Annotated in this window: 24 protein-coding genes; 7 read left to right on the top strand and 17 right to left on the bottom strand. The window is 56.0% G+C overall.

Features of this window, described 5'->3' with window-relative positions:
* Positions 1 to 67: 67 nt before the first annotated feature.
* From glmS to asnC, 15 genes are all read right to left on the bottom strand, one after another.
* On the bottom strand, positions 68 to 1,897 hold the full coding sequence (glmS, locus tag AFK66_RS19295; RefSeq protein WP_007779678.1) for a glutamine--fructose-6-phosphate transaminase (isomerizing): 1,830 nt from the start codon (positions 1,895 to 1,897) through the stop codon (positions 68 to 70).
* Positions 1,898 to 2,124: 227 nt separating this feature from the next.
* Complete coding sequence (gene glmU / locus AFK66_RS19290) at positions 2,125 to 3,495, bottom strand: bifunctional UDP-N-acetylglucosamine diphosphorylase/glucosamine-1-phosphate N-acetyltransferase GlmU (protein WP_032968514.1); 1,371 nt, start codon at positions 3,493 to 3,495, stop codon at positions 2,125 to 2,127.
* A gap of 342 nt (positions 3,496 to 3,837) precedes the next feature.
* A complete protein-coding gene (locus AFK66_RS19285) occupies positions 3,838 to 4,257 on the bottom strand; it encodes a F0F1 ATP synthase subunit epsilon (protein WP_023899717.1) in 420 nt (139 codons plus the stop codon).
* Positions 4,258 to 4,277: 20 nt separating this feature from the next.
* Positions 4,278 to 5,660: a F0F1 ATP synthase subunit beta gene (gene atpD, locus AFK66_RS19280; RefSeq protein WP_004386167.1), complete on the bottom strand. Its 1,383-nt coding sequence runs from the start codon at positions 5,658 to 5,660 to the stop codon at positions 4,278 to 4,280.
* A 26-nt stretch (positions 5,661 to 5,686) separates the two neighbouring features.
* Positions 5,687 to 6,550, bottom strand: a complete 864-nt coding sequence (gene atpG / locus AFK66_RS19275) for a F0F1 ATP synthase subunit gamma (RefSeq protein ID WP_004386168.1) — start codon at positions 6,548 to 6,550, stop codon at positions 5,687 to 5,689.
* Positions 6,551 to 6,600: 50 nt separating this feature from the next.
* The gene (gene atpA, locus AFK66_RS19270; RefSeq protein ID WP_004386169.1) at positions 6,601 to 8,142 is read right to left on the bottom strand and encodes a F0F1 ATP synthase subunit alpha; all 1,542 of its coding nucleotides are present in this window, start codon (positions 8,140 to 8,142) and stop codon (positions 6,601 to 6,603) included.
* A 12-nt stretch (positions 8,143 to 8,154) separates the two neighbouring features.
* Positions 8,155 to 8,688: a F0F1 ATP synthase subunit delta gene (gene atpH, locus AFK66_RS19265; protein ID WP_004386170.1), complete on the bottom strand. Its 534-nt coding sequence runs from the start codon at positions 8,686 to 8,688 to the stop codon at positions 8,155 to 8,157.
* 14 nt (positions 8,689 to 8,702) lie between these two features.
* Positions 8,703 to 9,173, bottom strand: coding sequence for a F0F1 ATP synthase subunit B (gene atpF, locus AFK66_RS19260; RefSeq protein WP_004386171.1), 471 nt, complete (start codon positions 9,171 to 9,173; stop codon positions 8,703 to 8,705).
* A gap of 64 nt (positions 9,174 to 9,237) precedes the next feature.
* Complete coding sequence (atpE, locus tag AFK66_RS19255; RefSeq protein WP_000429386.1) at positions 9,238 to 9,477, bottom strand: F0F1 ATP synthase subunit C; 240 nt, start codon at positions 9,475 to 9,477, stop codon at positions 9,238 to 9,240.
* Between the two features lie 50 nt (positions 9,478 to 9,527).
* Positions 9,528 to 10,346 carry a F0F1 ATP synthase subunit A gene (gene atpB / locus AFK66_RS19250; protein ID WP_007779649.1) on the bottom strand — a complete coding sequence of 273 codons (819 nt, stop codon included), beginning with the start codon at positions 10,344 to 10,346 and terminating at the stop codon, positions 9,528 to 9,530.
* Positions 10,347 to 10,354: 8 nt separating this feature from the next.
* Entirely contained in the window at positions 10,355 to 10,735 is a 381-nt protein-coding gene (gene atpI / locus AFK66_RS19245; protein ID WP_007779647.1) for a F0F1 ATP synthase subunit I, read from the bottom strand.
* A 609-nt stretch (positions 10,736 to 11,344) separates the two neighbouring features.
* The gene (rsmG, locus tag AFK66_RS19240) at positions 11,345 to 11,968 is read right to left on the bottom strand and encodes a 16S rRNA (guanine(527)-N(7))-methyltransferase RsmG (protein WP_007779644.1); all 624 of its coding nucleotides are present in this window, start codon (positions 11,966 to 11,968) and stop codon (positions 11,345 to 11,347) included.
* Between the two features lie 56 nt (positions 11,969 to 12,024).
* Positions 12,025 to 13,914 (bottom strand): tRNA uridine-5-carboxymethylaminomethyl(34) synthesis enzyme MnmG, encoded by a 1,890-nt coding sequence (gene mnmG, locus AFK66_RS19235; protein ID WP_007779642.1) that lies wholly within the window; start codon positions 13,912 to 13,914, stop codon positions 12,025 to 12,027.
* A gap of 380 nt (positions 13,915 to 14,294) precedes the next feature.
* Complete coding sequence (gene mioC, locus AFK66_RS19230; RefSeq protein WP_004386176.1) at positions 14,295 to 14,735, bottom strand: FMN-binding protein MioC; 441 nt, start codon at positions 14,733 to 14,735, stop codon at positions 14,295 to 14,297.
* A gap of 89 nt (positions 14,736 to 14,824) precedes the next feature.
* Entirely contained in the window at positions 14,825 to 15,283 is a 459-nt protein-coding gene (gene asnC, locus AFK66_RS19225; protein ID WP_004386178.1) for a transcriptional regulator AsnC, read from the bottom strand.
* Positions 15,284 to 15,435: 152 nt separating this feature from the next.
* Here asnC and asnA point away from each other — a divergent pair, with 152 nt between their 5' ends.
* On the top strand, positions 15,436 to 16,428 hold the full coding sequence (gene asnA / locus AFK66_RS19220) for an aspartate--ammonia ligase (RefSeq protein WP_007703614.1): 993 nt from the start codon (positions 15,436 to 15,438) through the stop codon (positions 16,426 to 16,428).
* A 1-nt stretch (position 16,429) separates the two neighbouring features.
* Here asnA and viaA read toward each other — a convergent pair whose 3' ends face one another.
* Entirely contained in the window at positions 16,430 to 17,881 is a 1,452-nt protein-coding gene (gene viaA / locus AFK66_RS19215) for an ATPase RavA stimulator ViaA (protein WP_004386180.1), read from the bottom strand.
* Complete coding sequence (gene ravA, locus AFK66_RS19210) at positions 17,875 to 19,374, bottom strand: ATPase RavA (RefSeq protein WP_007779637.1); 1,500 nt, start codon at positions 19,372 to 19,374, stop codon at positions 17,875 to 17,877. Before ravA ends, viaA begins: the two co-directional genes overlap by 7 nt.
* A gap of 220 nt (positions 19,375 to 19,594) precedes the next feature.
* Here ravA and kup point away from each other — a divergent pair, with 220 nt between their 5' ends.
* The 6 genes from kup to rbsK all read left to right on the top strand — a co-directional run bounded on the left by kup (position 19,595) and on the right by rbsK (position 26,473).
* Positions 19,595 to 21,466: a low affinity potassium transporter Kup gene (gene kup, locus AFK66_RS19205; RefSeq protein ID WP_004386183.1), complete on the top strand. Its 1,872-nt coding sequence runs from the start codon at positions 19,595 to 19,597 to the stop codon at positions 21,464 to 21,466.
* A gap of 192 nt (positions 21,467 to 21,658) precedes the next feature.
* On the top strand, positions 21,659 to 22,078 hold the full coding sequence (gene rbsD, locus AFK66_RS19200; protein WP_007779633.1) for a D-ribose pyranase: 420 nt from the start codon (positions 21,659 to 21,661) through the stop codon (positions 22,076 to 22,078).
* A gap of 7 nt (positions 22,079 to 22,085) precedes the next feature.
* Positions 22,086 to 23,591 (top strand): ribose ABC transporter ATP-binding protein RbsA, encoded by a 1,506-nt coding sequence (gene rbsA, locus AFK66_RS19195; RefSeq protein ID WP_004386186.1) that lies wholly within the window; start codon positions 22,086 to 22,088, stop codon positions 23,589 to 23,591.
* A 7-nt stretch (positions 23,592 to 23,598) separates the two neighbouring features.
* Complete coding sequence (gene rbsC / locus AFK66_RS19190) at positions 23,599 to 24,564, top strand: ribose ABC transporter permease (protein WP_004386188.1); 966 nt, start codon at positions 23,599 to 23,601, stop codon at positions 24,562 to 24,564.
* 26 nt (positions 24,565 to 24,590) lie between these two features.
* Positions 24,591 to 25,478 (top strand): ribose ABC transporter substrate-binding protein RbsB, encoded by an 888-nt coding sequence (gene rbsB / locus AFK66_RS19185; protein WP_007779630.1) that lies wholly within the window; start codon positions 24,591 to 24,593, stop codon positions 25,476 to 25,478.
* A 65-nt stretch (positions 25,479 to 25,543) separates the two neighbouring features.
* Complete coding sequence (gene rbsK, locus AFK66_RS19180) at positions 25,544 to 26,473, top strand: ribokinase (protein WP_007779628.1); 930 nt, start codon at positions 25,544 to 25,546, stop codon at positions 26,471 to 26,473.

Below are 26,473 nucleotides of genomic sequence, written 5' to 3'. Positions count from 1 at the left end.
CGTGACGTTAAAAAAAAGAGGCTGCCTTCCGGCAACCTCTTCAGAGCATAACACGCGCGAGAGCGCGTTATTCCACCGTAACGGATTTCGCCAGGTTACGCGGCTGGTCAACGTCGGTGCCTTTAATCAGCGCGACGTGATAGGCCAGCAGTTGCAGCGGAACCGTGTAGAAGATCGGCGCGATAACTTCTTCAACATGCGGCATCGGGATGATGTTCATGTTGTCGCTGCTGCTGAAACCAGCATCCTGATCGGCGAAGACATACAGCACGCCGCCACGAGCGCGGACTTCTTCGATGTTGGACTTCAGTTTTTCCAGCAGTTCGTTGTTCGGCGCCACCACGATAACCGGCATATCGGCGTCAATGAGCGCCAGCGGGCCGTGCTTAAGCTCGCCCGCCGCATAGGCTTCGGCGTGAATGTAGGAGATCTCTTTAAGCTTCAGCGCGCCTTCAAGCGCGATCGGGTACTGATCGCCGCGACCCAGGAACAGCGCGTGGTGCTTGTCGGAGAAGTCTTCCGCCAGCGCCTCGATGCGTTTGTCCTGAGAGAGCATCTGCTCGATACGGCTCGGCAGCGCCTGCAGGCCGTGAACGATATCGTGTTCAACGGCGGCATCCACGCCTTTCAGACGGCCCAGTTTCGCCACCAGCATCAGCAGAACGGTTAACTGGGTGGTGAACGCTTTGGTGGACGCCACGCCGATTTCCGTGCCGGCTTTGGTCATCAGCGCCAGCGATGACTCACGCACCAGCGATGAGCCAGGTACGTTACAGATGGCCAGCGAACCGAGATAGCCCAGCTCTTTGGACAGACGCAGCGCCGCGAGGGTGTCTGCGGTTTCGCCGGACTGCGACAGCGTGATCATCAGGCTGTTGCGGCGCACGGCGGATTTGCGATAGCGGAATTCCGAGGCGATTTCGACATCGCACGGCACGCCTGCCAGCGCTTCAAACCAGTATCGGGAAACCATACCGGAGTTGTACGAGGTGCCACACGCGACAATCTGAATATGCTCAACTTTTGAGAGCAGTTCGTCGGCGTTCGGGCCAAGTTCGCTTAAATCCACCTCGCCGTGGCTGATGCGCCCGGCCAGCGTGTTTTTAATTGCGTTCGGCTGCTCGTAGATCTCTTTTTGCATGTAGTGGCGGTAGATGCCTTTATCGCCGGCGTCATACTGCACGTTAGATTCGATTTCCGGGCGGGAGACGCTTTCGCCCTGGGTGTTGAAAATCGCAACGGAGCGGCGGGTCACTTCAGCGATATCGCCCTCTTCGAGGAAGATAAAGCGGCGGGTCACTGGCAGCAGCGCCAGCTGATCGGAGGCGATAAAGTTTTCGCCCACGCCGAGACCAATCACCAGCGGGCTGCCGGAACGGGCCGCCAGCAGAACGCTCGGATCGCGGTTATCCATGATGACGGTGCCGTAAGCGCCGCGCAGCTGAGGAATGGCGCGCAGCACCGCCTCACGCAGCGTGCCGCCTTGCTCCAGCTCCCAGTGCACCAGATGCGCGATCACTTCGGTGTCGGTTTCGGTGACGAATTCATAGCCGCGCGTTTTCAGCAGTTCGCGCAGCGGTTCGTGGTTTTCGATAATGCCGTTATGCACCACCACAATATGCCCGGAGACATGCGGGTGCGCGTTGCCTTCTGACGGTTCGCCGTGGGTCGCCCAGCGGGTGTGCGCGATACCGGTGCCGCCGTGCAGCGGATGTTCTTCCGCCGCCTGAACCAGCATCTGTACTTTGCCCAGACGACGCAGACGAGTCATATGCCCCGCGCTGTCCACGACCGCGAGACCGGCGGAGTCATAGCCGCGGTACTCCAGACGACGTAAGCCTTCGAGAAGGATTTCAGCAATATCACGTTGCGCTACAGCGCCAACAATTCCACACATAATTAATTTCCTGACAATGGCATTTCGCCATGCGTTGTCGCCGACCTGTATTTGCCCGTTTTCCGGGCTCCCCGAGCCTTGTAGAGAGTGGGGTTATCGTTTTAGCACTGCCTGTGGGCGGAAGATTATGTTATCCCCTCATCCCGTGCCTGCCGCAGGGCATGACTGCTCTGCGATCGACAAAAACGTATGGCGGGCAGGTACAGCACGCCCGCCATCAATATGACTTATTTTTTCTTCACCGGGCGACGCCAGCCCTGCTTATGTACCTGCGGTACGCGGGTGAGCACCAGCTCATTTTCAGCGATGTCGCGCGTCACGGTGGTACCTGCGGCGATGGTCGCGCCTTTCGCTACCGTCACCGGTGCCACCAGTTGGGTGTCGGAGCCGACAAACACATCATCGCCAATAATGGTTTTGTGCTTATTAGCGCCATCATAGTTGCAGGTAATGGTACCTGCGCCGATGTTAACGTTATCGCCAATTTCCGCGTCGCCGAGGTAGGTCAGGTGACCCGCTTTCGAGCCTTTCCCCAGACGCGCTTTTTTCATCTCGACGAAGTTGCCGACATGCGCGCCTTCGAGAAGCTCCGCGCCCGGACGCAGACGCGCGAACGGCCCGATAGTGCAGGCGGTATCCAGACGGGCGTCTTCCACCACGCTGTAAGGGCTGATTTCGCAGTCGTCGCCGATAACGCTGTTTTTAATCACGCAGCCCGCGCCGATTTTCACGCGATTACCCAGCACTACGTCGCCTTCAATAATGACGTTAGCGTCAATTTCGACATCGCGCCCGTGTTGCAGCGTGCCGCGCAGATCAAAGCGCGCCGGGTCACGCAGCATGACGCCCGCCAGCAGCAGTTTTTCTGCCTGCTCGGCCTGATAAACACGCTCAAGACGCGCCAGTTGCAGACGGTTGTTCACGCCTTCCACTTCGCTTAAACGCTGCGGATGCACGGCAGCAATCTCGCGGCCTTCGCTCCAGGCCATCGCGATGATATCGGTGATGTAGTATTCACCCTGCGCATTGTTGTTATCGAGCTTCGCCAGCCAGCGTTTCAGATCCGCGCCGTTGGCGACCAGAATGCCGGTGTTGATTTCGTTAATCTGGCGCTGCTCATCGCTGGCGTCTTTATGCTCAACGATACCGGAGACTTTGCCATTCTCACGGGTAATGCGGCCATAGCCGGTCGGGTCGTCGAGCTTCACGGTTAACAGCCCAATGCCGCCCTGCGGCTTCGCCGCGCAGAGCTGTTGCAGGGTGTCAACGGAGATCAGCGGTACGTCGCCGTAAAGCATCAGTACATCTTCATCGTCGCTAAAGAACGGCGCCGCCTGCTGCATCGCATGGCCGGTACCGAGCTGCTCGGCCTGTAATACCCAGTTGAGCGAGGCGTCTTTGAGGGTGCTTTGCAGCAGATCGCCGCCATGACCATAAACCAGATGAATGTGCTGCGCGCCGACATGTTTGGCGGCGTCAATCACGTGCTGCACCATTGGCTTCCCGGCCAGGGTGTGCAGCACTTTTGGAAGATCGGAGTACATGCGCGTGCCTTTACCAGCGGCAAGGATCACAACGCTCATAGCATGGCTAGACATAGTTGTCCTGTCTTATGAAAGTGAATGAAGTAAAGCGATTTAGCGCCCGGAATTCTACATATTTTTCAGCATAAAACGGGCTGCTGGCAAATCGCCGCTTTAGGCCTGTTTTAACACGTTATACAGCCATGTAATGCATGTCGGAAGGCGTAAAAAGAGAGCGTAAACGCTTTCTGGCGTCTTATCATTCATAAAAACAATGGGATGCCGTTTTTTTGCGTCTGGAATAAAGCGCGGTAAATGCCGACTAAAATTCAGCAAATACACGTTGTTGAGTATCAAACGGGCATAAAAAAAGCCAGCCGGGTCGCCCAGGCTGGCTTTTTAACTTTCAAGCCGGTGTTACATCGCTTTTTTGGTCAACTCGATAACGCGCAGTTTGGCGATCGCCTTGGCCAGCTCAGCAGAAGCCTGAGCGTAGTCCACGTCACCGTGGGAGCTACGGATATGGTCTTCCGCTTTACGCTTCGCTTCCAGGGCTCGCGCTTCGTCGAGATCCTGGCCGCGAATCGCGGTGTCAGCCAGCACGGTTACGTTGTCCGGCTGCACTTCCAGCACGCCGCCGGAGAGATAGATATACTCTTCGTGGCCGTGCTGTTTCACGATGCGGATCATACCAGGCTTAATGGCGGTGAGCAGCGGCGCGTGGCCCGGGTAAATACCCAGTTCACCTTCGCTACCCGTAACCTGGATTTTCTCGACCAGACCAGAGAACATCTGTTTCTCTGCGCTGACGACATCCAGGTGGTAAGTCATTGCCATGTCACCCTCCGATTAAGGCGTTAAAGTTTTTTGGCTTTTTCCACGGCTTCATCAATGGAGCCAACCATGTAGAACGCCTGCTCCGGCAGATGATCGTATTCACCTTCCATGATGCCTTTAAAGCCACGGATGGTGTCTTTCAGCGATACGTATTTGCCCGGCGCACCGGTAAACACTTCTGCCACGAAGAACGGCTGTGACAGGAAACGCTGAATTTTACGAGCACGAGCAACAACCAGTTTGTCTTCTTCAGACAGCTCGTCCATACCGAGGATGGCGATGATGTCTTTCAGTTCCTGGTAACGCTGCAGGATGGACTGCACGCCGCGAGCGGTGTCGTAGTGCTCCTGGCCTACTACCAGCGGGTCCAGCTGACGGCTGGTGGAATCCAGCGGGTCAACGGCCGGGTAGATACCCAGAGAAGCAATCTGACGGCTCAGTACCACAGTTGCGTCAAGGTGCGCAAAGGTGGTGGCTGGTGACGGGTCAGTCAAGTCATCCGCCGGTACGTATACCGCCTGTACGGAGGTGATAGAACCGGTTTTGGTGGAGGTGATACGCTCCTGCAGAACGCCCATCTCTTCCGCCAGGGTCGGCTGGTAACCTACCGCTGAAGGCATACGGCCCAGCAGTGCGGATACTTCAGTACCGGCCAGGGTGTAACGGTAGATGTTGTCGACGAACAGCAGAACGTCACGACCTTCGTCACGGAATTTCTCAGCCATGGTCAGGCCGGTCAGCGCAACGCGCAGACGGTTTCCCGGCGGCTCGTTCATCTGGCCGTACACCAGGGATACTTTATCCAGTACGTTGGAGTCGGTCATTTCGTGGTAGAAGTCGTTACCTTCACGGGTACGTTCGCCCACGCCCGCAAACACGGAGTAACCGGAGTGCTCAATCGCGATGTTACGAATAAGCTCCATCATGTTTACGGTTTTACCTACACCCGCACCGCCGAACAGACCGACTTTACCGCCCTTCGCGAACGGACACATCAGGTCGATAACTTTGATGCCGGTTTCCAGCAGTTCCTGAGAGCTGGACAGCTCTTCATAGGACGGCGCCGCGCGGTGAATCGCCCAACGCTCTTCTTCGCCGATGTCGCCTTTCATGTCGATAGGCTGACCCAGGACGTTCATGATACGACCCAGCGTCGCTTTACCTACCGGCACTTCGATCGGGTGCTCAAGGTCTGCAACAGGCAGACCGCGACGCAGACCGTCGGAAGAGCCCATCGCGATGGTACGCACGATACCGCCGCCGAGCTGCTGCTGGACTTCCAGCACCAGACGCTCATTACCATTCGTTACCTCAAGGGCGTCGTACACTTTCGGTACAGCATCCTGAGGGAACTCGACGTCCACCACGGCGCCGATTACCTGGACAATCTTTCCAGTAGCCATCTTGAATCCTCTACGAAATAACCTGGTTAAACCGCGGCGGCCCCCGAGACGATCTCGGTGAGTTCCTGAGTAATGCTGGCCTGACGAGCTTTGTTGTACACCAACTGCAGCTCTTTAATCAGGCTGCCGCCATTATCGGTTGCGGCTTTCATCGCCACCATTCGTGCGGCCTGCTCGCTGGCCAGGTTTTCAACCACACCCTGATAAACCTGCGATTCGACATAACGACGCAGCAGGGTATCCAGCAGCGCCTTCGGATCGGGTTCGTACAGGTAATCCCAGGATTTGTGCTTCAACTCATCGTCTTCTGATGCCGGCAGCGGCAGCAGCTGAGTGATGGTCGGAGCCTGAGACATGGTGTTAATAAATTTGTTGCTGACAACGTAAAGCTTGTCCAGACGGCCTTCATCATAAGCCTGCAACATCACTTTAACCGGGCCAATCAGATCGGACAGGGAAGGGTTGTCCCCCATGCCGGTGACCTGCGCCACAATGTTGCCGCCTACTGAATTGAAGAAAGAAACGCCTTTAGAGCCGATCATTGCGATATCGCACTGAACGCCCTTATCGGACCATGCTTTCATATCCGCCAGCAGTTTCTTGAACAGGTTGATGTTCAAGCCGCCGCACAGACCACGGTCAGTCGACACCACCAGGTAGCCCACGCGCTTAACGTCGCGTTCTTCCAGGTATGGGTGTTTGTATTCCAGATTACCGGTAGCAAGGTGACCAATCACTTTGCGCATGGTATCTGCATAAGGACGGCTGGCCGCCATGCGATCCTGCGATTTACGCATTTTGGAAGCGGCGACCATCTCCATCGCTTTAGTGATCTTTTGCGTGTTCTGGACGCTTGCGATCTTACTACGTATCTCTTTTGCGCCGGCCATGAGCTTCTCCTCAATGCCTTGCGGCTTGCCTTACAGCAAGCCGCCAGACGTTACCAGGACTGGGTTGCTTTGAAGGAGTCGAGGAGGCTTTTCAGCTTGCCTTCGATCTCATCGTTATAGCCACCGGTCTGGTTGATCTCTTGCATCAGCGGAGCGTGATCACGGTCAGCGTAAGCCAGCAGAGCGGCTTCGAAGCTACCGATTTTCGCCAGTTCCACGTCTTCGAGGTAACCGCGTTCCGCCGCGAACAGGACCAGGCCCTGCTGTGCAACGGACATCGGCGCGTACTGTTTCTGCTTGAGCAGTTCAGTCACTTTCTGGCCGTGGCTCAGCTGTTTACGGGTTGCTTCGTCCAGATCGGATGCGAACTGAGAGAACGCCGCCAGCTCACGATACTGTGCCAGCGCGGTACGGATACCACCGGACAGTTTCTTGATGATCTTGGTCTGAGCAGCACCACCCACACGCGATACGGAGATACCCGGGTTAACTGCCGGACGAATACCGGAGTTAAACAGGTTGGTTTCCAGGAAGATCTGACCATCGGTAATAGAAATTACGTTGGTCGGAACGAACGCGGAAACGTCACCCGCCTGGGTTTCGATGATCGGCAGCGCGGTCAGGGAGCCGGTTTTACCTTTCACTGCACCTTTGGTGAAGTTCTCAACGTATTCCGCGTTAACGCGGGATGCGCGCTCCAGCAGACGGGAGTGGAGGTAGAACACGTCGCCCGGGAATGCTTCACGTCCCGGCGGACGACGGAGCAGCAGGGAAACCTGACGGTAAGCAACAGCCTGTTTAGACAGGTCATCGTAAACGATCAGCGCGTCTTCGCCGCGGTCACGGAAGTATTCGCCCATCGCGCAACCGGCATACGGAGCCAGGTACTGCAGCGCAGCAGATTCAGAAGCGGTCGCGACCACAACGATGGTGTTGGACAGCGCACCGTGTTCTTCCAGTTTACGAACCACGTTAGCAATGGTGGACGCTTTCTGGCCGATAGCCACGTACACGCATTTAATGCCGGAATCGCGCTGGTTGATGATGGCGTCGATAGCCATCGCGGTTTTACCGGTCTGACGGTCACCGATGATCAGTTCACGCTGACCACGACCGATTGGGATCATGGCGTCAACGGACTTATAACCGGTCTGTACAGGCTGGTCTACGGACTGACGATCGATAACGCCCGGTGCGATAACTTCGATTGGCGAGAAGCCATCGTGTTCAACCGGACCTTTACCATCGATCGGCGCGCCGAGGGTGTTAACCACACGGCCCAGCAGGCCACGGCCAACCGGCACTTCAAGAATACGGCCAGTACATTTCACCTTCATGCCTTCGGCGAGGTCAGCGTACGGACCCATAACCACTGCACCTACGGAGTCGCGCTCCAGGTTCAGTGCGATAGCGTAACGGTTACCCGGCAGGGAAATCATCTCACCCTGCATACAATCGGCCAGGCCGTGAATGCGGATAACACCGTCGCTTACAGAAACAATAGTACCTTCGTTATGAGCTTCGCTCACAACATTGAACTGAGCAATGCGCTGCTTGATCAGTTCGCTGATTTCGGTGGAATTCAGTTGCATGCTCCAGTCCCCTTAAGACTGCAAGACGTCTGCGAGGCGCTCAAGACGGCCGCGCACGCTGCCGTCAATGACCGTATCACCCGAACGGATGATGACGCCCGCCATTACAGACTTATCAATTTTGCAATTCAGCTTCACTTTGCGTGACAGACGTTTTTCCATCGCGGCGCTGATTTTCGCAAGCTGTTCATCGCTCAGTGCGCTGGCGGAAGTCACTTCGACTTCAACGGTAGCCTCAAGGGCTGCGCGTAACTGAATGAACTGCTCAAGAACATCAGGAAGAACCTTCAGACGGCCGTTTTCCGCCATTACCCGAATCAGGTTCTGGCCGTTGGCGTCTAACTGGTCACCACAGATTGCGATAAACGACTCAGCGAGCGTTTCTGGCGCCAGGGCGCCAGAGAGAAGCTCAGCCATCTGTTCGTTTTTGGCCACTTCAGCGGCAAACGCCAGCATATCCTGCCAGCGGTCGAGGCTTTGGTGTTCGACGGCAAAGTCAAAAGCTGCTTTGGCGTAGGGGCGAGCTACCGTTACAAATTCAGACATCAGCCCCTCCCTCCTTACAGTTCAGCGACCAGTTTATTCACGATGTCGCTGTTAGCAGCTTCATCCACGGAACGTTCAATGATCTTCTCGGCGCCAGCAACAGCCAGGATAGCAACCTGCTTGCGCAGCTCTTCACGGGCACGTTTACGCTCGGCTTCGATTTCGGCCTGGGCCTGCGCCACGATTTTGTTACGTTCCTGCTCTGCTTCAGCTTTCGCTTCGTCCAGGATCTGAGCGCGGCGTTTGTTCGCCTGCTCAATAATCACCTGGGCTTCCGCTTTCGCTTTTTTCAGCTGGTCGGTCGCGTTGGACTGTGCAAGCTCCAGATCCTTTTTAGCGCGTTCTGCAGAAGACAGACCGTCAGCAATTTCTTTCTGACGTTTTTCGATGGCAGCCATAATTGGCGGCCATACGTACTTCATACAGAACAGAACGAACAGGACAAACGCGATGGCCTGGCCGAGGATTGTTGCGTTAAGATTCACAGCACAATGCCTCTTATCTGGTTAATGTTCTGATATTGTCTGGAAATTCAGACAACTTCGTTTACTACGCGACGGCGAACATCACGTACAGACCCAGACCCACAGCGATCATCGGGATAGCATCCACCAGACCCATTACGATAAAGAACTGAGTACGCAGCAGAGGAATCAGATCAGGCTGGCGCGCAGCGCCTTCCAGGAATTTGCCCCCGAGGATGCCGATACCGATCGCAGCACCGATTGCCGCCAGACCCATCATCACAGCGGCAGCCATGTACAGCAGATCCATATTCAGGTTTTCCATGACAGTCTCCAGTTTGTTTCAGTTAAAACGCAGTAGTGTTGAGTAAAAAATCAATGCTCTTCAGATGCCATCGACAGATAGACAATCGTCAGAACCATGAAAATGAAGGCCTGCAACGTAATGATCAGGATGTGGAAAATGGCCCAGGGCACATTTAACAACCATTGTGACCACCACGGCAGAAGACCCGCAATCAGAATGAAAATCAGCTCACCGGCATACATGTTGCCGAACAGTCGCAGACCGAGAGAAACCGGTTTGGACAGCAGGCTCACACCTTCCAGAATCAGGTTGATCGGAATAAATACCGGGTGATTGAACGGCTGCAGCGTCAGCTCTTTAGTAAAGCCGCCAACGCCTTTCATTTTGATGCTGTAGAAAAGAATGAGGATAAATACACCAAGCGCCATGGAAAGGGTGATGTTCACGTCCGCAGACGGCACCACGCGCAGGGCTGGCAAGCCAAATACGTGCTCGCCGATGTACGGCAGCAGGTCGATAGGCAGCAAATCCATCAGGTTCATCAGGAATACCCAGACGAAAATCGTCAGGGCCAGCGGCGCAATGAGCTTGCTTTTGCCGTGGTACATGTCTTGTACGCTACCATGCACAAAGCCGATAACCAGCTCTACCGCGGTCTGGAATTTACCCGGCACGCCGCTGGTCGCGTGTTTGGCGACTTTACGGAACAGAACCAGGAATAACAGGCCCAGCACCACCGAGAAAAACATCGAGTCGATGTTGAGCGTCCAGAAGGTGGCCGGGGGGTTATGCGGATCCACCAGCGAGAAGGTACGCAGGTCAATCTGAAGGTTATTCAGATGGTTGCCTATGTACTCCTGCGGCGTCGAGATTTCTCCTGCAGACATGATGCCTCTTACCCTTTGTTGTTAATTACAGCTGGCGCCAGTATCTGCACAACCAGCACCGAAACCCACGTCACAATCAGCGGCAAGAAAACCGCCTTCAAACACGCCAGCGCCACCACCAGCAGGGTAAAGGTCGCAATCACCTTAAACGCTTCGCCGAAGGCGAAAGACCAGGCTACGCGGCCTTTAGCGGGTGTATGCGCCTGATGACGCCAGGCAAAATTCATAAACAGCACATTCGGCAGCCACACTGCCAGCCCTCCGCATAACGCAGAGAAGCCCCAGAAAGGGTCTTTGAGGCAAAACAACAAGCCTGCCGCCAGAACCGCAATGAACTGGATGAGCAGGAGCTTGCGGGCCACTTTTTTACTCATGAGCGACGCAGACATTTTGCCACTGCTCCCTTTGAGGTATGTCGCGTGTCGTATAAAACGTTCTTTGACGCTCTGAGTCAAGCCTCAAAAAGCGCTCAAATTATACGGGGCGAGCACGTGATTTCAAACTATAAGTAGCCAAAAGGTGAATAAATGTTTAAATAATTTTCAGGAGGCGTTTTTTTCAAGTTTCTCTTAAAGCTGAAAGCAAATGTAAAAACTGCAAATCGCGCGTAAACCTTGCGAATAAAGCGTGCACGAGATCACATTCTAAACAATTACTGCTCAAGCTTTGTCACATCCTTTAAGAATGCGCTAATTATAACTTTTTGAATTCAAAGCCCTTTAAATCCAAAATCTTTTAAAACACCCCGAAACACGATTTAAACCTTTCATTGACATCTACGGGAAACAATTTACGCCCCGTTATCATAGCGCTACCTCAACATAGCACCCTTATATTTTCATAAGTGACTATTAAATTTTTGGCGCAATTGGTGCTTCGTTATACTTAAGCTGCGAACAAGTTAATAAAAAGTGAAATAAGATGTTGTTATTGTGGATCTCGTATCTTTTTTACCTGCCGCAAGACCAACGCCTTATTTCTACTTTTTTTGATAAATATTAAGTTCTGTTTGCTTTAAGGATAACCAGATGGCGTTCGCCGTCGAGACGTGGAACCGCCAGCCTGATGATTTCCTGAACAGCAAAGCCTGATGGCAGCGCGCTGATTTCATCGTCCGGACGCTGTCCTTTGAGGGCATAAAAGTGTCCCTCCTCGCCCGGCAGATGATGACACCAGTTCACCATATCGGAGAGCGACGCGAACGCGCGGCTAATGACGCCATCGAAAGGCGGCTCGGCAGGGAAGGCTTCGACGCGGCTTTGCACCGGCGTGATGTTGTCGAGTTTAAGCTCATGCTGTACCTGACGCAAAAAACGCACGCGCTTGCCGAGGCTGTCCAGCAGCGTGAAATGGCTGTCAGGCCGGACAATCGCCAGCGGAACCCCCGGCAAACCAGGGCCTGTGCCGACATCGATAAAACGGGTGCCCTGTAAGTGCGGCTCCACCACGATGCTGTCCATGATATGACGCACCAGCATCTCGTTCGGGTCGCGTACGGAGGTGAGGTTATAAGCCTTGTTCCACTTGTTCAGCATATCGACATAGGCCACCAGTTGTGCTTTCTGGTGTTCGGGCAGCGTAATCCCTGCATCATCAAGCAGGCGGGATAGTGTATTCAGCACGACGATTTTTCCATATAAAAAGGGCCAGACAAGGCTGGCCCGAAGCGCGTTTTAACTCAGGCACTGCGGCGCAGTAGCCCCTGTTTCTTCAGCCAGACCAGAAGAATCGAGATAGCGGCTGGCGTGATCCCGGAGATACGGGACGCCTGGCCAATCGATGCCGGTTTATGATCGTTAAGCTTGGCGATCACCTCATTGGAGAGGCCATTCACCTGGCGATAATCCAGCGTCGCTGGCAGCAGCGTGTTTTCGTTGCGCTGCTGTTTTTCGATCTCATCCTGCTGGCGAGCGATATAGCCTTCGTATTTTACCTGAATTTCAACCTGCTCAGCCGCCTGCGCGTCATCCAGCGCCGGCGCGAAAGCCGACAGCGAGGTCAACTGTGCATAGGTCATTTCCGGGCGGCGCAGCAGATCTTCACCGCTGGCTTCACGGGAGAGCGGCGCAGTGAGCATTGTGTTGATCTCATCGACGGAAGCCGTTGACGGCGTCACCCAGGTACTTCTCAGGCGCTGACGCTCGCGTTCGATATTCTCCAGCTTCTCGTTGAAGCGCGCCCAACGCGCATCGTCGACCAGCCCCATTTCACGACCGGCTTCGGTCAGGCGTAAATCGGCGTTGTCTTCACGCAGCATCAGGCGATATTCGGCACGCGAGGTAAACATGCGGTACGGCTCTTTGGTACCGAGCGTGCAAAGGTCATCCACCAGCACGCCAAGATAAGCCTGAGAGCGACCCGGCGCCCAGCCCTCTTTCTCAGCGGCGTAACGGCCCGCGTTAAGGCCCGCCAGCAGGCCTTGTGCGGCAGCCTCTTCGTAACCGGTGGTGCCGTTGATCTGGCCTGCGAAGAACAGCCCGTGGATGTATTTGCTTTCCAGCGTCGGCTTCAGATCGCGCGGGTCGAAGAAATCGTACTCAATCGCGTAACCTGGACGGACAATTTTCGCGTTCTCCATTCCTTTCATGGAACGGACAATTTGCATCTGCACATCGAACGGCAGGCTTGTGGAGATACCGTTCGGGTAAATTTCGTTGCTGGTCAGCCCTTCCGGCTCCAGGAAGATCTGGTGCGCGTTGCGATCGGCGAAGCGCATCACTTTATCTTCGATGGAAGGGCAGTAGCGCGGGCCGATCCCTTCGATAACCCCTGCGTACATCGGGCTGCGATCGAGGTTACTGCGGATCACGTCATGGGTTTTCTCATTGGTGTGCGTGACATAGCACGGCACCTGACGCGGATGCTGATCCGCCGAGCCCATAAACGAGAAGACCGGCATCGGGTTGTCGCCATGCTGCTGATCGAGCACGCTGAAATCGATGGTGCGCGCGTCGATACGCGGCGGCGTTCCGGTTTTCAGGCGGCTCACGCGCAGCGGCAGTTCTCGCAGGCGACGCGCCAGCGGTACGGAAGGCGGATCGCCCGCACGGCCGCCGCTGTAGTTATCCAGCCCGATATGGATTTTACCGTCGAGGAAAGTACCAACCGTCAGGACGACCGCTTTTGCGCGGAATTTCAGGCCCATCTGCGTGACGGCGCCCACGACGCGATCGTTTTCGACGATCAGATCGTCAACGGCCTGCTGGAAGATCATTAGGTTCGGCTGATTCTCCAGTGCAGTACGCACGGCCTGCTTGTACAGCACGCGATCCGCCTGAGCGCGGGTAGCGCGTACGGCCGGACCTTTGCTGGCGTTTAGTATCCTAAACTGGATACCCGCCTGGTCGATCGCTTTCGCCATAAGCCCGCCGAGGGCATCCACTTCCTTAACCAGATGTCCTTTACCAATACCGCCGATCGCCGGGTTGCAGGACATCTGTCCAAGCGTGTCGATATTGTGTGTCAAAAGCAGGGTCTGTTGACCCATGCGTGCAGCGGCCATTGCGGCCTCGGTACCTGCATGACCCCCGCCAATGATAATGACGTCAAAAGGATCCGGATAAAACATGTTGGTATGACCTCGCGGTTGTGCGAAAGAGGGTTAGCTAGCCCGGGGCGTGGATTCTACTCAACTTTAGCCTGGTGAGAAAGCGCCGGGATCGTTGGTATTAAAAAGAAGATCTTTTATCTAAAGGATCTGTTTTATTATGATCTCTTATTAGGATCGACATCCCTTGTGGATAACCCGGATCGCCCATTTGGGATCAAAAGGTTATCCGGGATCGCTTGCTGTGAATGATCGGTGATCCCAGACCGTATAAGCTGGGATCAGAAATGAGGGTTATACACAACTCAAAAAGCGAACAACACTTATACCTTGGATAACTACGGGTTGATCCAAGCTTTTAAGCTCTTTTATCCACAGCTGAATGGCGATCATTTCGCCGATCAGAGTAAATTTTTCCATGATCCGAGCCACACCTCAGCCGGATCCTCCGGAATATCATGATCGAGAATGTTGATCTTAAGCGGTTCGCCGACACGTTTCGCGCCGCATTCGATTAACAGCGCGTCCAGTTTTTCAATCGCCCCGCAAAACGTGTCGTATTCACGGCTCCCGATACCGATAGCGCCATAGCGAACCTGACTGAGATCTGGCCTCTGTTCTGCAAGCTCATCATATAAAGGTTGCAGATTGTCCGGCAGATCGCCCGCGCCATGCGTGGACGTCACGATAAGCCAGGTGCCTTCAGGCTTAAGATCTTCAAGAAGCGGGCCATGCAGCGTTTCGGTACTAAAACCGGCGTCTTCCAGCTTTTCAGCCAGGTGTTCCGCCACATATTCCGCGCCGCCAAGAGTGCTGCCACTGATCAGGGTAATGTCTGTCATGGATGTCCGCCTTGAGTAAACGACGCGTATTGTACGCTGTGCAGGGGCTGGGATCTACCTGTGGATAATATGGGTATTAAAAAATCCCTTTAGGGGCGGATGGTACGCATGATCGGGTTTTGCAGCGAGATCAATGTCTCGGTGGACTGAATTTCATCAATTGTTTGGATCTTGTTGATAAGCACCTGCTGCAATGCGTCTATCGATCGACACATCACCTTAATAAAGATGCTGTAGTGGCCGGTGGTGTAATAGGCCTCGGTCACTTCATCCAGGCTTTCCAGCTTTTCGAGCGCGGCTGGGTAATCTTTCGCGCTCTTGAGAATGATGCCGATAAAGCAGCAGACATCGTAACCAAGCTGTTTCGGGCTGATATCGATACGCGCACCGGTGATTATTCCTGCCTGCTTCATTTTTTCCACGCGTACATGAATCGTACCGGGACTGACGCCGAACTGTTTAGCAAGTTCGGCATAGGCGGTACGCGCATTCGCCATTAATGCCTCCAGAATGCCGCGGTCCAGATTATCGATCTGATAATTTTCCATACGTTTTCCTTATGATTATTCAGTAATCGTCAGTTTCATGCCGTCTATATTATCGGATTAAAAGACACATGGCCTTTTTTATTGATGATTATTGAATTGATGGGCTTTTTTATTGCTTAATCAAAAGCAACAGAAGGACAGGAGCCTAAAAAATGAAAACCGCCTACATCACACGCCAGCGTCAGATTAGCTTTGTGAAAGCCCATTTTTCCCGACAGCTTGAGGAGAAACTCGGTCTGCTTGAAGTGCAGGCACCGATTCTGAGCCGCGTCGGCGACGGGACGCAGGATAACCTTTCCGGCTGTGAAAAAGCGGTGCAGGTCAATGTCAAAACGCTGCCGCAGGCGCAGTTTGAGGTGGTGCACTCGCTCGCGAAGTGGAAGCGCAAAACGCTGGGCCAGCATGATTTCAGCGCGGGCGAAGGGCTTTATACCCATATGAAAGCGCTGCGCCCCGATGAAGACCGTCTCTCTCCGGTTCACTCGGTGTATGTGGATCAGTGGGACTGGGAGCGGGTGATGGGCGACGGCGAACGCCATCTCGGTACGCTGAAGCAGACGGTGGAGAGCATCTGGTCAGCGATTAAGGAAACCGAACTGGCGGCGGCGGAGCGCTTCGGGCTGACGCCGTTCTTGCCGGACGCCATTCATTTTGTGCACAGCGAAACGCTGCAGCGCCGCTTCCCGGAGCTGGACGCCAAAGGGCGCGAGCGCGCGATTGCGAAAGAGCTGGGCGCGGTCTTCCTGATTGGCATTGGTGGGAAACTTGCCGATGGCAAACGCCACGACGTGCGCGCGCCGGATTATGATGACTGGACCACGCCGACGGAAAGCGGCTTTGCCGGGCTTAACGGCGATATTCTCGTCTGGAACCCGCTGCTGGAAGACGCGTTTGAAATTTCCTCAATGGGGATCCGTGTCGATGCCGACACGCTTAAACGTCAGCTGGCGCTCACCGGCGATCAGGATCGTCTGGCGCTGGAGTGGCACCAGGCGCTGCTTAACGGTGAAATGCCGCAGACGATCGGCGGCGGCATAGGGCAGTCGCGTCTAACCATGCTGCTGCTGCAACTGCCGCATATCGGTCAGGTGCAGTGCGGCGTCTGGCCGGAGCAGGTGCAGTCCACCGTCGCTGAGCTGCTGTAACTCAGCGGCGTAAACGACGCACCAGACGGCTGCGCATCCCGGTATCAAAGCGCCAGATGTGATCGAAAATGCGCATGATGCCGGGCTTGCCGTGCGCGGACATCGCCACCGCGTGAAAGCGGTGCTGATGAACGCGCTGCAACTCCTTTACCTTATTGACCACCTCATCCGGCAGCCGCTGGGCGATAAAATCAGACACCACCACCGCGTCGGCGTCGAACCATTCGCCGCCCTGTAGCTTTTCCGCAATCGCGCGAAAACAGCTCGCCAGATCGGTGCCGCCGCGAAAGCGCTGGCTCAGAAAGCGGATCGCCTGTTCGATGCCGTCGCGCCCGCACAACTCATAACGCACCACTTCACTTGAAAACAGCATGATAAAACAGCGGCGGTTATCGGCCAGCGCAATGCGCATCAGCGCCAGACAAAAAGCCTTGGCGCACTGCTCGTTAAAGCCGCCCATCGAGCCGGACGTATCCACGCAGACGATAAACGGCCCGCGCGGCTGTTCGTCATAATCCTGGCGCGTCACCGGCCGTTGCATGACTTTCTCACGCCACGCGTCGCCCTGAAGCCGGTAAGTCAGCAACTGCTTCTCCACCAGCCGCCGGTAAAACTCATATTCCAGTTCGGTAATGCCAAGCGTCGCCAGCTCCGGCGGTAGCAGACGCAGAATATCGTCGCTGCGCTGTAAACCGTCGACCTGTTCCGGCACGGACGCGGGCTCGCGCACCAGCGTGCGGAACGTTTCCAGCGGCGCCTCTTTTTTCGGCACCGATTTCGCCTCGCGCGAGCGGCCGAGCTGTTCGGCAAGCTGCATCAGCTCCGGCTGGTCGGCGAGAAAATCGCCATATTTCACGATAAGCTGATAATCGCCGCGCCGCAGTTTGCCGTCGCTCATATCCCACAGACGGCCAGCGGAATCTTCATTCTCCACCAGCACCTGCTCAAGCTGGCCGCTCAGGGTCATGCGCTCCTGCACTTCGCTCAGCAGTTGCTCGCGTTCTTCCTCCAGCAACTGCTGGTTAAAGGAGGTCGCCTGCACGACGAGGCTCAGCCGCCAGCGCTGTAAAAAAAGCGTATGCAGGGCGGGCGTAAAATGCGGGTTATCGGCGATAAGCCGTTGCGCCTGGTCGGCAAACGGCGAGCCAACGCGCCGCAGCAATTCGCTGATTTGCGGCAGCTGAACGATAAACTGGCTGGTGGAGAGCAACTGGCTTTTCTGATAGCCGATCACCTCTTCTTCCAGCTCTGGCGGGACATGCGCCTCTTTAAGCCGGGTTTTAAGCTGTTCGCGCCAGCGCGGAATATCCTGCGTCAGCGCGTGTTTCAGGCGGGGAAACTTTTCGAAAAAGACCGCCAGCTGCGGCGACGCCAGCAGCGCAATGACGATCTCTTCTACCAGCTCGCCTTCGCTGATAGCCAGAATCAGGTTCAGCGAATCCGCTGTCAGCATTGGCGCGCCTGTTTAATCTGCTCGCCCACATCCTGAAGGCTGGCCTCGATGCGTCCTAACCAGTCACTTTCGACGAACAGACATTTTTGCTGCTCGCTAAAGCGCGTATGTTGCTGGTGCCACTCATTATCCAGATCGTCAAGCTGCTGTTTGATTTCATCCGGCATGCCGTTGGCAGACGCCGCGCCCGGCAGCGAAAGGCGCGTACCCTGCAGGCTGACGTCGTGCAGCACCAGATGCTGACTCGCGTCCACTTCCAGATCCAGCGCCTGGGCAAAGCCGATGCCGTTCAGCTTGCCGCGGATCTCGCCGCCTTTTTGCAGCCACGTCTCCAGCGCTTCGCGCGCGAACGTCACATGAATAACGTCGATATCGTGTAGCTTCAGCGGCTTTTGCAGCAGCAGCGTCAGCGTTGGCTCCGTGAGGCTTGCGGGCAACTGATATTGCGGACGACGGCTGAACATGCCGCTCTGCTTCTCAAGGCGCAGCGCCGTTTTATCGCTGTGCTGCTGTTCTAACTGCATCCGGCGCTGGGTGATAGCGCCCAGGCGGCTCAGCATCGCGTACTGGCCCCACGCGTGTGAGGTCATCAGCTGCGCGATTTGCTGCTGCATTAACGTCATGGCGCTGGCGTCATGCCACAGACAATCTTTCAGCAGGATCAGATCGATAGGTGCCACGGCATCGCGCCCGCTGAAAAAGGCGCTGGCCTGCAACAGGCGAATGGCTTTCTTCCAGCGGCGGTCTGAGACATAGGGCGCGTTCGGCAGCGCATCAAGCTGCTGGCGCAGGGTGAAAATCAGCTCAAACACGGTGTCCGGCAGTTTGACGTTGCCGATGCCGGTCTGCCACTGCTGATATTCCTCATCGCTCACCTGAAGACCCGCCGGCACCGGGTTTTCGTTTTCATCCTGCTGGCTCACCAGCATGGCGCGAAAGCTGTTTTTCTCCTGCACCCGGTCGAGCCACAGGCGAATCAGCATGCGGTCATAGAGCGCCTCAAGGCTACTGTCTGCTTCGGGCAGTTCGTTGGATGCCGTCACCAGCAGGCGCATTGGAATTTTTTCTTCATGCGCGCCGTTACGAAAGCGGCGTTCGTTAATGGCGGTGAGCAGCGTGTTCAGAATCGCCGGGCCCGCTTTCCAGATCTCATCCAGAAATACGATTTCCGCCTCCGGCAGATACCCTGCGGTCAGACGCTCATAACGCCCTTCATCTTTTAGCGCCTGAATGGAGAGCGGCCCGAAGACCTCTTCCGGCGTGGAGAAGCGCGTCATCAGGTATTCAAATGCGCGCGCGTGCTGAAACGCGAATTTAAGCCGCCGGGCTATCAGGCTTTTCGCAATACCGGGCGGGCCAAGCAGAAATACGCTTTCACCGCTCAGCGCCGCCAGCAGACACATTCGGATGGCGTGGCTGCGTTCAAACAGCCCTTTTTCCAGCGCTGCGCTGAGACGTGAAATTCTTTCCGCCAATAAATTGGGTTGAGCCATAATAGTTACTCTGCATTCTGACTACGCCGCCTGGTTTCTGGTGCGAGTATAGACGTTTCATATTCATGCTGATAATGGATTGATGCCATTATCTATTTGGCTTGATTTGGGTAAAGACTCGGTGATTGAGGGGTACGATTTTTTAACGAATCGTGCATACTGTGCGCTTTTTGTGGGCCAAGGGACGAAGCGCACACGGGATTTCAACGAAGACTAGTCTATGAGCACTGAGAATAAGCAATCGTTGCCAGCGATTACGCTGGCGGCCATCGGGGTGGTGTACGGTGATATCGGCACCAGCCCGCTTTATACATTACGAGAGTGTCTTTCCGGCCAGTTTGGGTTTGGCGTGGAGCGGGACGCCGTTTTTGGCTTTCTTTCTTTAATTTTCTGGCTGTTGGTTTTTGTTGTTTCTTTTAAGTACCTCACCTTCGTGATGCGTGCCGACAACGCCGGCGAAGGCGGCATCCTGACGCTGATGTCGCTGGCCGGGCGCAACACCTCGGCACGTATGACGTCTGTGCTGGTGATCCTCGGGCTTATCGGCGGCAGCTTCTTTTATGGCGAGGTGGTAATTACGCCTGCGATTTCGGTGATGTCGGCTATTGAAGGTCTGGAGATCGCAGCGCCGTCGCTTGACCCGTATATCGTTCCGCTCTCTATCGTCGTACTGACGCTGCTGTTTATGATCCAGAAGCACGGCACCGGCATGGTGGGGAAACTCTTCGCACCGATTATGCTCGCCTGGTTTTTGATTCTGGCGGTGCTGGGCGCGCGCGGCATTATGAACAACCCGGAAGTGTTGCAGGCGTTGAATCCAGCCTGGGCGGTGCATTTCTTCCTGGAATATAAAGCGGTTTCCTTTGCGGCGCTGGGCGCGGTGGTGCTGTCTATCACCGGCGTTGAAGCGCTGTACGCCGACATGGGGCATTTTGGCAAGCTGCCAATCCGTGTGGCGTGGTTCTCGGTGGTGTTGCCGTCGCTGGTGCTGAACTACTTCGGCCAGGGTGCGCTGCTGCTGAAAACACCTGAAGCCATCAAAAACCCCTTCTTCCTGTTAGCTCCCGACTGGGCGCTGATCCCGATGCTGATTCTGGCGACGCTCGCTACGGTTATCGCGTCGCAGGCGGTCATTTCCGGCGTCTTCTCGCTCACCCGTCAGGCGGTACGTCTGGGCTATCTGTCGCCGATGCGCATTATTCACACGTCGGAGATGGAATCGGGCCAGATCTATATCCCGGTGGTGAACTGGCTGCTTTACTTCGCGGTGGTGATCGTCATCGTCAGCTTTGAGCACTCCAGTAATCTCGCGGCGGCTTACGGCATCGCGGTGACCGGTACGATGGTGCTGACCTCGATTCTGTTTGCGACCGCGGCGCGCAAAAACTGGCACTGGAGCCGCATTCTGGTGGGCCTGATGGTGACTGCGTTTCTGTGCGTTGACGTACCGCTTTTCTCGGCGAACCTGGAGAAACTCTTCTCCGGCGGCTGGCTGCCGTTAAGCCTGGGTCTGGTGATGTTCATCATTATGACGACCTGGAAAAGCGAGCGCTTCCGTCTGCTGCGCCGGATGCACGAGCACGGCAATTCGCTGGATGCGATGATCACCTCGCTTGAGAAATCGCCGCCGGTTCGCGTGCCGGGCACTGCGGTGTATATGTCGCGTGCGCTGAACGTCATTCCGTTCGCCCTGCTGCATAACCTCAAGCACAACAAAGTGCTGCATGAGCGCGTGATCCTGCTGACGCTGCGCACCGAAGACGCGCCTTACGTCCATAATGTGAAGCGCGTGACGCTCGAACAGCTGTCGCCGACGTTCTGGCGCGTGGTGGCGAGCTACGGCTGGCGCGAAACGCCGAACGTGGAAGAGATCTTCCACCGCTGTGGGCTTGAGGGCTTAAGCTGCCGGATGATGGAGACCTCTTTCTTTATGTCGCACGAGTCGCTCATTATCGGTGATAAACGGCCCTGGTATTTACGCCTGCGCGGTAAGCTGTTCCTGCTTTTACAGCGCAACGCCTTACGCGCGCCAGACCAGTTTGAGATCCCGCCAAACCGCGTTATCGAGTTGGGAACACAGGTTGAGATTTAATCCTTAAGCGAAACGCCTTCCGTACTCCGGGAGGCGTTTTTTGTTGATGGGCGCGCACTCTTTTTTCTCTCAGTTTTTCCTTAAGCGAAACGTTTCGATGGCGATCACAGTTTCGCAACGTGGTGTTTGTTTATTGTTCTTTCCGCCGGATACACTCCCTGTTAGCGAAACGTTTCGCTGATGGAGCAAAAAATGAAAAAAGGCACCGTTCTTCATTCCGGCATTTCATCCGTCATCTCGCGTCTTGGCCACACGGATACCGTTGTGGTATGCGACGCCGGGCTGCCGATTCCGTCCACGACTGAACGTATCGATCTCGCGCTGACCCAGGGCGTGCCGGGATTCTTACAGGTGGTTGATGTCGTCACGCGAGAAATGCAGGTTGAAGCGGCGATCCTCGCAGAAGAGATTAAACAGCATAATCCGCAACTCCACGAAACGTTGCTCGGGCAGATCGAGCGGCTGCAGCAGCACCAGGGGAACACCATCACTGTTCACTATGTTTCACATGAACAGTTCAAACTAAAAACCGCAGACAGTCAGGCGGTCATTCGCAGCGGGGAGTGTTCCCCGTATGCGAATATCATTCTCTGTGCCGGCGTCACGTTCTGAGGCCGCCATGGAACCTTTACTCCAGCTCAAAGGCATTGATAAATCCTTCCCCGGCGTTAAGGCGCTTTCCGGCGCGACGCTGAATGTCTACGCCGGACGCGTGATGGCGCTGGTGGGGGAAAACGGCGCCGGTAAATCCACGCTGATGAAAGTGCTGACCGGTATTTATACCCGCGACGCCGGTTCGCTGCTCTGGCTTGGCCAGGAGACTACGTTCAGCGGGCCGAAAGCCTCTCAGGAAGCCGGTATCGGTATCATTCACCAGGAGCTGAACCTGATCCCGCAGCTCTCGATTGCGGAAAACATCTTTTTAGGGCGCGAGTTTGTCAGCCATTTCGGCAAAATCGACTGGAAAAAGATGTACGCCGAAGCCGATAAACTGCTGGCGAAGCTCAACCTGCGCTTTAACAGCCGCCGGCTGGTGGGCGAGCTGTCGATAGGCGATCAGCAAATGGTGGAAATCGCCAAAGTGCTGAGCTTTGAGTCGCGCGTCATTATTATGGATGAACCCACCGACGCCCTGACCGATACCGAAACCGAATCCCTGTTCCGCGCCATCCGCGAGCTGAAAGCGCAGGGCTGCGGGATTGTCTATATCTCCCACCGCATGAAAGAGATTTTTGAGATCTGCGATGACGTGACGGTGATGCGCGACGGCCAGTTTATCGCCGAGCGTGAGGTCAGCTCGCTCACCGAAGAGACGCTGATCGAAATGATGGTCGGCCGCAAGCTTGAAGATCAATACCCGCATCTCGACAAAGCGCCGGGCGAGATCCGCCTGAAAGTCGACAACCTGAGCGGCCCTGGCGTCAACGGCGTGAGCTTTACGCTGCGTCAGGGGGAAATCCTGGGCGTGTCAGGGCTGATGGGCGCGGGCCGCACCGAACTGATGAAAGTGCTGTACGGCGCGCTGCCGCGCACGGGCGGTCGCGTCACGCTGGATAACCGCGAGGTGGTGACGCGCTCCCCGCAGGACGGGCTTGCCAACGGCATCGTTTATATCTCCGAAGACCGCAAACGCGACGGGCTGGTGCTCGGCATGTCGGTGAAAGAGAACATGTCGCTGACCGCGCTGCGCTATTTCAGCCGCGACGTCGGCAGCCTGAAGCATAAAGATGAGCAGCAGGCGGTGGGCGATTTCATTCGGCTTTTCAATGTAAAAACGCCGTCGATGGATCAGGCCATTGGGCTGCTTTCCGGCGGCAACCAGCAGAAAGTGGCGATCGCCCGTGGACTCATGACGCGCCCGAAAGTGCTAATCCTTGACGAGCCGACCCGCGGCGTGGACGTCGGTGCCAAAAAAGAGATTTATCAGCTCATTAACCAGTTCAAAGCCGACGGGCTGAGCATCATTCTGGTCTCGTCTGAGATGCCGGAAGTACTGGGAATGAGCGATCGCATCATGGTGATGCATGAAGGGCATCTCGGCGGTGAATTCACACGCGAGCAGGCCACCCAGGAACTGCTGATGGCGGCGGCTGTCGGCAAGCTCAATCGCGTGACCCAGGAGTAAAAGACGTATGACTACCCAGACCGTTGCGACTCGTCGCTTTTTTACAAAAGCGTGGCTGATGGAGCAAAAGTCGCTGATAGCCCTGCTGGTGCTGATTGCGATTGTCTCCACACTGAGCCCGAATTTCTTTACCGTTAACAATATGCTGAACATTCTCCAGCAGACGTCGGTGAACGCCATCATGGCGGTCGGGATGACGCTGGTGATCCTTACCTCGGGTATCGATCTGTCCGTCGGTTCCCTGCTGGCGCTAACCGGGGCGGTCGCCGCCTCGCTCGTCGGCATCGAGGTCAACGCGCTGGTGGCGGTGGCTGCCGCCCTCGCGCTTGGCGCGGCTATCGGCGCAGTGACCGGCGTGATTGTGGCGAAGGGCCGCGTACAGGCGTTTATCGCCACGCTGGTGATGATGCTGCTGCTGCGCGGGGTGACGCTTCAGTACACCAACGGCAGCCCGGTCAGTACGGGGTTTAATGACAACGCCGATCTGTTTGGCTGGTTCGGTATTGGCCGCCCGCTGGGCGTCCCGACGCCAGTGTGGATCATGGCGCTGGTGTTCCTGGTGACCTGGTATGTGCTGCATCACACCCGTCTGGGCCGCTATATCTATGCGCTGGGCGGTAACGAGGCGGCGACGCGTCTGTCTGGCATTAGCGTTAATAAAATCAAAATCATCGTTTATTCACTGTCGGGTCTGCTGGCGTCGCTGGCGGGCGTGATAGAAGTGGCGCGTCTCTCTTCGGCGCAGCCGCTGGCGGGCGCGGGTTATGAGCTGGACGCCATCGCGGCGGTCGTGCTCGGCGGCACCAGTCTTGCCGGCGGTAAAGGTCGCATTGTTGGGACGCTGATCGGCGCGCTGATCCTCGGTTTCCTGAATAATAGTCTGAACCTCTTAGGTGTTTCTCCCTATTACCAGATGATCGTCAAAGCAGTGGTCATTTTGCTGGCGGTGCTGGTGGATAACAAAAAGCAGTAACTCATTACTCAACAGGACATCTGATTATGAATATGAAAAAGCTGGCTACACTGGTTTCCGCCGTGGCGTTAAGCGCGACCGTCAGCGCCAACGCGATGGCGAAAGACACGATTGCTCTGGTGGTTTCAACGCTGAACAACCCGTTCTTTGTATCGCTGAAAGATGGCGCGCAGAAAGAGGCGGAAAAACTGGGTTACGAGCTGGTGGTGCTGGATTCCCAGAACAACCCGGCGAAAGAGCTGGCGAACGTGCAGGATCTGACCGTGCGCGGTACCAAACTGGTGCTGATTAACCCGACCGATTCCGACGCTGTGGGTAACGCCGTGAAGATGGCTAATCAGGCGAAAATCCCGGTCATCACCCTCGATCGTATGGCGTCGAAAGGCGAGGTAGTGAGCCATATCGCGTCTGATAACATCGCGGGCGGTAAAATCGCCGGTAACTATATTGCGAAGCAGGCCGGTGACGGCGCGAAAGTGATTGAACTGCAGGGTATCGCAGGCACCTCTGCCGCGCGCGAGCGCGGCGAAGGCTTTAAACAGGCGGTAGAAGCGCACAAGCTGAATGTACTGGCCAGCCAGCCGGCAGATTTTGACCGTACCAAGGGTCTGAACGTGATGCAGAACCTGCTGACCGCGCATCCTGATGTGAAAGCAGTATTCGCACAGAACGACGAAATGGCGCTGGGCGCGCTGCGTGCGCTGCAAACCGCCGGTAAAACCGACGTCATGGTCGTTGGCTTCGACGGCACTGCCGACGGCGTGAAAGCCGTTCAGGATGGTAAGATGAGCGCGACCGTAGCGCAGCAGCCGGAGCAGATCGGCGTTATCGGCGTCCAGACCGCGGATAAAGTGCTGAAAGGCGAGAAAGTACGCGCCCGCATTCCGGTCGACCTGAAGCTGGTTATCAAATAAAACCGACATTAAGAAAAGCAGGGCAACGCGCCACAGGATGTGGCGCTTTTACAGGGATACACATCATGAAAAGCGCTGGCCAACTCGTCGTTCTCGGCAGTATCAATGCCGATCATATCCTTAACCTTGAAGCCTTCCCTGCGCCGGGTGAGACCGTCACCGGCAGCCAGTATCAGGTGGCGTTCGGCGGTAAAGGCGCCAACCAGGCCGTCGCGGCCGGGCGCAGCGGCGCGGATATCGCGTTTATCGCTTGTGTGGGTGAGGATGATATCGGCGAGCGTATCCGCCAGCAGCTTTCACGCGACAATATTGATGTCTCGCCTGTCAGCGCCGTTGCGGGCGAATCGACCGGCGTGGCGCTCATTTTCGTCAATGGCGAAGGTGAAAACGTGATCGGCATTCACGCTGGCGCGAATGCGGCGTTAACGCCCGAGCGCGTTAATGAACAGCGGGAAAAAATCGCCAACGCCCGCGCGCTGCTGATGCAGCTGGAATCGCCGGTGGAAAGCGTTATCGCCGCCGCGCGCATCGCGCATGAAAATCAGACCACCGTGATTCTTAACCCGGCGCCCGCCCGCGCGCTTTCTGACGAGCTGTTGGCGCTGGTGGATATCATTACCCCGAATGAAACTGAAGCCGAAAAGCTGACCGGCGTGAAAGTCTCTGATGATGAGAGTGCCGCGCAGGCCGCGGCGGTGCTGCATCAAAAAGGCATTGAAACGGTCATCATTACGCTCGGCAGCCGCGGCGTGTTGCTGAGCGTTAACGGCGAAGGGCAGCGCGTGCCCGGCTTTAGCGTCAAAGCCGTCGATACCATCGCCGCTGGCGATACCTTTAACGGCGCGCTGATGACGGCGCTGCTGGAAGGCACGCCGATGCTTAAGGCTATTCGCTTTGCCCATGCGGCCGCGGCAATCGCCGTGACGCGCCCTGGCGCGCAGCCCTCTGTACCGTGGCGCGATGAGATTGACGCCTTCTTACAGGCACAGGGGTAA

Origin of the sequence: Cronobacter malonaticus LMG 23826 (genome assembly GCF_001277215.2) — a bacterium.
Classification (GTDB): domain Bacteria; phylum Pseudomonadota; class Gammaproteobacteria; order Enterobacterales; family Enterobacteriaceae; genus Cronobacter; species Cronobacter malonaticus.
Note: the sequence above shows the minus strand (reverse complement) of the source record. Positions and strands in the feature narration are given on the sequence as shown.